The 4,780-nt window shown below is 35.6% G+C and carries 9 protein-coding genes and 1 pseudogene; 4 read left to right on the top strand and 6 right to left on the bottom strand.

From position 1 onward, the window contains the following. The 5 genes from H1X92_RS05890 to H1X92_RS05870 all read right to left on the bottom strand — a co-directional run. On the bottom strand, positions 1-644 hold a 644-nt coding region (locus H1X92_RS05890; protein ID WP_180559278.1), incomplete at its 3' end, for a replication protein. Beyond that, positions 637-825: a hypothetical protein gene (locus H1X92_RS05885; RefSeq protein WP_180559277.1), complete on the bottom strand. Its 189-nt coding sequence runs from the start codon at positions 823-825 to the stop codon at positions 637-639. The genes H1X92_RS05890 and H1X92_RS05885, both read right to left, overlap by 8 nt. Further along, on the bottom strand, positions 803-973 hold the full coding sequence (locus tag H1X92_RS05880) for a hypothetical protein (protein ID WP_180559276.1): 171 nt from the start codon (positions 971-973) through the stop codon (positions 803-805). The genes H1X92_RS05885 and H1X92_RS05880 overlap by 23 nt, the downstream gene beginning before the upstream one ends. 72 nt (positions 974-1,045) lie before the next feature. Next, a complete protein-coding gene (locus H1X92_RS05875; RefSeq protein WP_180559275.1) occupies positions 1,046-1,411 on the bottom strand; it encodes a hypothetical protein in 366 nt (121 codons plus the stop codon). Positions 1,412-1,593: 182 nt separating this feature from the next. Further along, complete coding sequence (locus H1X92_RS05870) at positions 1,594-1,821, bottom strand: DNA-binding protein (protein ID WP_180559274.1); 228 nt, start codon at positions 1,819-1,821, stop codon at positions 1,594-1,596. A 77-nt stretch (positions 1,822-1,898) separates the two neighbouring features. Between H1X92_RS05870 and H1X92_RS15810 the strand changes: the two are divergent. Together H1X92_RS15810 and H1X92_RS05860 are read left to right on the top strand one after the other, a co-directional pair. Next, positions 1,899-2,126 (top strand): annotated as a pseudogene (locus tag H1X92_RS15810) (helix-turn-helix domain-containing protein); the annotation flags it as partial. Positions 2,127-2,590: 464 nt separating this feature from the next. After that, positions 2,591-2,833, top strand: coding sequence for a hypothetical protein (locus H1X92_RS05860; protein ID WP_180559272.1), 243 nt, complete (start codon positions 2,591-2,593; stop codon positions 2,831-2,833). Between the two features lie 137 nt (positions 2,834-2,970). Here H1X92_RS05860 and H1X92_RS05855 read toward each other — a convergent pair whose 3' ends face one another. After that, positions 2,971-3,201 carry a transcriptional regulator gene (locus H1X92_RS05855; protein WP_180559271.1) on the bottom strand — a complete coding sequence of 77 codons (231 nt, stop codon included), beginning with the start codon at positions 3,199-3,201 and terminating at the stop codon, positions 2,971-2,973. A 120-nt stretch (positions 3,202-3,321) separates the two neighbouring features. Here H1X92_RS05855 and H1X92_RS05850 point away from each other — a divergent pair, with 120 nt between their 5' ends. Both H1X92_RS05850 and H1X92_RS05845 read left to right on the top strand, forming a co-directional pair. Then, complete coding sequence (locus H1X92_RS05850) at positions 3,322-4,053, top strand: XRE family transcriptional regulator (RefSeq protein WP_180559270.1); 732 nt, start codon at positions 3,322-3,324, stop codon at positions 4,051-4,053. 491 nt (positions 4,054-4,544) lie between these two features. Continuing rightward, positions 4,545-4,780 (top strand): hypothetical protein (locus tag H1X92_RS05845; RefSeq protein WP_370520672.1); only part of this gene is annotated, 236 nt, incomplete at its 3' end.

The raw sequence follows: 4,780 nt of genomic DNA, 5'->3' as shown, positions 1-4,780 counted from the left end.
CGCTTGGGATTGGCTTCAACAGCGTGGGGTAGTCTGTCACCCACTTCCTCGTTGTAGGCAACCAGATAATCGTTGTAGTTCAGTGTTTGGGGTTTTCGCTTTTCAGGTCTAGCCAATTCTTCCCCTTTCACCTCGTGAGGGGTGAGGGGTGTATTATTATATTTATTTTCTTTTGTAATAGTTTCTTTTGTGTGTCCCTGTTTTGGTGACAACCCTGTCACGCTTTTGGTGACACTTTTTGTCACTGTTTTGGTGACATTATTTAATTTGTCACTGTTTTGGTGACATTCTAAAATTTCCCACTCAGAAAGATTGTTGTTTGGACCTATCATCATCCCAACTTTAACGATAACTTTCATAGCGATAAGTTCGTTTTTAGCTTTATTGACTTTTTGTCTCGGCAGCTTAGTTAACTCGCTTAATTGATTATCTGAAACTCGATCTATTTTTTTGTTAAAACCATAAGTTTTACGACAAATGGCATGAGCAACTTTAGCCTGATTTCTGGTTAAATCAGCACCAATAAAGGCTTCATAAAGCTCATTCGCAAGCTTTGTGTATCCGTCTTCTATTTTTGCCACTTTTTTCTCCATGCCATCAGCTGGTCTTAATTGGACGACGTTATCTATTGCTAAATTACCCATTTACAACCTCCTGTTTAAAAATGCTAAGAATTTCGTTGAGTTGCTCTACTGAGAAATCCTCTTTCAGAAGATCATCAAGAAATCTGTTGGGGATAAAAGTAAAACCATTTTCTTTCGGTAGCTGAGGAAGTAACTTTTTAGCTCTAGTTTTGTAATTCTCAATGGTGACTGTTGCAGCCATTTTTAACTCCTTGTGACTTTCTGAATTCTGCTACAAACCGATGTGCGAAAAGCTTATTTTTTGATGCAGTAACCAATAGCCCATCAGGACTATCTGGATGGGCTTTTTCTTCATGGTTTTTATTGATAAATCGGCGTTTATTTGCCATAATGACCTCGCTGAAATTGAAAGAAAAAAGGGAAAACTGGCGTTTCCCTTCTCCTTGAAAGGTAACCCAAACTTAAAGTTGGATATGATGTTTGCAGGCTCCATTGTTTTTTAACTCTGGAGCTTCTTTTTTTGGCAATCTCAAATGTTCCAGCATATCTATCAGCTTACGTATCTCTTCACCTGAGATATTTGTGATGACCACTCCCTGCGTCGATGAATTAGGCACACTCACCACATGCTTAGGCAAGCCGTATTCTGAAACTACCTGACAGGCTAATTTAAATATTCTGGTTTTATCCCGACTCGCTGTTGATGGGTGAATTCCTAGTGATTTGGCAAACCCGTTATTACCCCCTTCTGATGCCATCTTCTGGTAGAAGTAAGATTCTAGATGCTCTGGTTTGCAAGTGATTTTGATAGTATTTGAATATTCCATGGTTATAATCCTTAAGTAATAAAATTCCCTACCTCAATATTCCTATGAGGTTTGTGAAAAAATAATAGATAGAGTGAGATTGTGAGTTATTAAGTGGGTTTTGCCGCTTCAGCCATTTAGCAGAATGCTATCCGGTCGCCCGATGGTATACCGCATCGTTCGGTAAAATGTAGATATGTTATTCAATTTGAGAGAAGATTTTTCTTACTCAAATTAAGTAAATCTTCTGCTTTGTATTTTCCATCGGATATTGTTTGTATCGTTTGGGCATAATTCGTTTTACCAAAAAATTCTGTTTTAGGTAAAAATCCATTTTTTAACCACTTATAAACAGCTCTATCACTAACACCGCATGCATTAGCAACTTTAGATATACCTATATTCTTAATTGGGTCATATAGATTGTTCATATGACATTCTCCTTATGTACTTACAGTACGTATATTATCGTACTGATAGTTTTTTGCAAGAGGTTTATATTGTACCTATGGTACAGAGTGAAAAAGTGCGTAAAGAATTTTCCCAGAGGCTAGCACAAGCCTGTGAACAAGCTGGGTTAAGCCAACACGGTAGAGGTGCAGCTATAGTTAAAGCTATAGGTGTCACTTCTAAGGCTGTTAGTAAATGGTTCAATGCTGAGTCTTTGCCAAGACAAGATAAAATTTATGCTCTTGCTAATTTTTTAAAGTGTGATCCTATTTGGTTGCAACATGGTAAAATAAACCCTGCTTCACATATCATCTTTGATAATAATCTAAAATCATTTCAAGAAACTTTAACTCCAGAACATATTGAATTAATCGAATTATTTAATGATCTTCCAGAAGAAAAAGCTTTATATTTCCTTGAAGAAATGAGAAAACAAAAAAAATATTTTGATTCTGTTTTCAATGAAATGTTAAAAAAGAAAAAAAATAATCCTCTATAAATCAAGAAGATAATATTCATTAAAAAAATTTTACCAAAATAATGTACTTTTAGTACTTGTGTTTATTGTACTTATAGTTCAATATAATATTTATCAAAGGCAAACAGCCAGAGATTGAAAAAAGTGAACGGCGCACTCTAACGCACGGGCGGACGGCGTATCTCTTAAGAGACAATGTACCGAAGTGGCAGAACCCATTTTCCATTACAAACAGGACTATTTATTCATCTAATTTGTTAAGGAAAAATATTATGAAAAAAACATCTGCTATATGCCCTGTATGTTCTAAACGTTTCAATCCGAATAAATCTTACGAACACATTAAAGAATTTCACCCAACAGCAAGTGACTATCAATTAGCTATTATTCGTGATGTACGCCGTAAATGTTATGGTCAGAGTAAGCCAGTAAAACATAAAAATGCTGCTTTACTTCCCAATGCTTCAATCTTTGCGGTATCACGAACAAGATTCACTAAGTTAAGAGTTGCCTGACAATTTGATAGTCTTTGCAGCAATCATGTTCTACACTTAATTCCACAAGTTTCAGATAATAGTATTCCCTCCCGATGGGCTGGGAATTTATAAATCTCCCAATTTCAGGGAGGCCAGGTTGTTAAAGAGCGGTGTTGCTAATTTGTGCTAGTCTTTAAAGTAGTAAAAACTAATAATTCTTTTTTTACGGGTAAGTAATTAAAATACTTAGTTGCTAATTCGATTTGCTCAGCTTTTTTGGGAGATACCCTGCGGTATCCATAAGCTACTAGATTTAAATAACCGACACTTGTCCCTGCTAGTTGAGCAAGACGTACCCAATCATCTTGGGTAGACTCTTTTCTCCAACGGAGTAAATCGTTTGTCATACAATTTACCTTTAAAGTTGATTATAACACAATCACTTTATCTTAATGATAAATAAATAACAAGATTAATTTACCAATTTGTACATTTATCAAATTGATTAAAGATGCCAATATGTAGATATGGAAACAAAAGACATTAGACGTGCTAATTTGCATGCCTTGATTCAGGATTTCACTGTATCAGGAAAAAATAAGAAATCTCAGTTGGCTGATAAAATAGGCATACCTGCTGCGCAGCTTAGTCAGATCAGCGGTAATAATCCAATACGTAATATAGGCGATAAAATTGCCCGTCGTATTGAGAAATCCTTAAACCTTCCTATAGGATGGATGGATGTTATTCATAACAAAACTTTAAATCCATCTAAAAAAGATGATTGTTGCATTTTGCAAAATTCCTCCAAAAACTATACTGATCATGTATACAGGATAAACCATTACGATACAGAGTATAGCTGTGGAGGTGGTAGAGTGTATAGTGAGTATCCAGTTATTATAAAGGCAGTTGAAATAAACCCGGATCATGCCTTAAAAATGTTTGGAGAAAGACCGTCTACATCATTAGCTATTATTACAGCTGTAGGTGATAGCATGTTGGGTACAATAGATCCTGGTTCTCTTGTAGTTATTGACAAAACGATTAAACAATACATAGGAGATGGGATATATGCATTCACTTTTGGTGAAAATATGCATATAAAACGACTACAATTGGCTGGGGATAAATTATTAGTAATTAGTGATAACAGCCTCTATGAAAAATGGGAAATAAACTGCAATAACGAAGAACAATTCAGTATAAATGGGTTTGCAATAGGTAAATGGAATATAAATTACTCTAGGCTAGGATAGCTACTTATTCGCCAATCAATCACAACTAACGCCAGCTAAATAGCTGGTTTTTTATGGTAAATTTTTAAGCAAATAATTTATCAATATTATTCAAATAGTTAAATTTTTATCACATGCATTGATAAATTATTTATCAATTTCGCTTGATTTTATTTTATCATTAAGATAAATTTACCCTATCAACTCACTGCAACAGGCAAACGCCAGACAATACCATGAGTTATCTGAAACCTTGCCGGACGTTGCCAAGTAGCCAGCCTGAGGCATATGAACATGAAGGCAAGTGACGACAGTTGAATACTACCGCTCTTTAACACTCTTTCGCTGAAAAAGCGTAACCACAAAACACCCAAACAGTCGGTTTTGGGGTGTGTGAAATTGCCAAAATACAGTCATTCTTCTAATGCCAATACCAGGGTACCACCAAGATGACTGTAAATTTGACGCTTAGCCCTATCACACACCACCAAAACTTATTGTCAGGAGGTAATATGTGTAACTTTCATGGTTATGATAATGCTCGTCGTCGTAGAAATGAGCGTAGAAGAGCCAGGCAAGCAGCTTATGAATATAACAAAGCACTTAATATGGCACTGAAAGCAGCCTTAAATCGAAGTAAACCCTCTCAGCAAAAAACACCAACAAACACTAAACGCCCTATCCTTTCACTAAAAAGAAAAGTGATTAATCGTGTAGAAAAAGCAATATCAATTCGTCCTACTAAAGT

The organism is Arsenophonus endosymbiont of Apis mellifera, assembly GCF_903968575.1.
GTDB lineage: Bacteria > Pseudomonadota > Gammaproteobacteria > Enterobacterales > Enterobacteriaceae > Arsenophonus > Arsenophonus apicola.
The sequence above is the reverse complement of the archived record's forward strand: the minus strand, read 5'-3'. Positions and strand labels throughout refer to the sequence as shown.

Bases quoted from the DNA above. Each gene is read 5' to 3' on its own strand.
- H1X92_RS05885 (WP_180559277.1), bottom strand. From the start codon at position 825: ATGGCTGCAACAGTCACCATTGAGAATTACAAAACTAGAGCTAAAAAG.
- H1X92_RS05880 (WP_180559276.1), bottom strand. From the start codon at position 973: ATGGCAAATAAACGCCGATTTATCAATAAAAACCATGAAGAAAAAGCC.
- H1X92_RS05875 (WP_180559275.1), bottom strand. From the start codon at position 1,411: ATGGAATATTCAAATACTATCAAAATCACTTGCAAACCAGAGCATCTA.
- H1X92_RS05870 (WP_180559274.1), bottom strand. From the start codon at position 1,821: ATGAACAATCTATATGACCCAATTAAGAATATAGGTATATCTAAAGTT.
- H1X92_RS05860 (WP_180559272.1), top strand. From the start codon at position 2,591: ATGAAAAAAACATCTGCTATATGCCCTGTATGTTCTAAACGTTTCAAT.
- H1X92_RS05855 (WP_180559271.1), bottom strand. From the start codon at position 3,201: ATGACAAACGATTTACTCCGTTGGAGAAAAGAGTCTACCCAAGATGAT.
- H1X92_RS05850 (WP_180559270.1), top strand. From the start codon at position 3,322: ATGGAAACAAAAGACATTAGACGTGCTAATTTGCATGCCTTGATTCAG.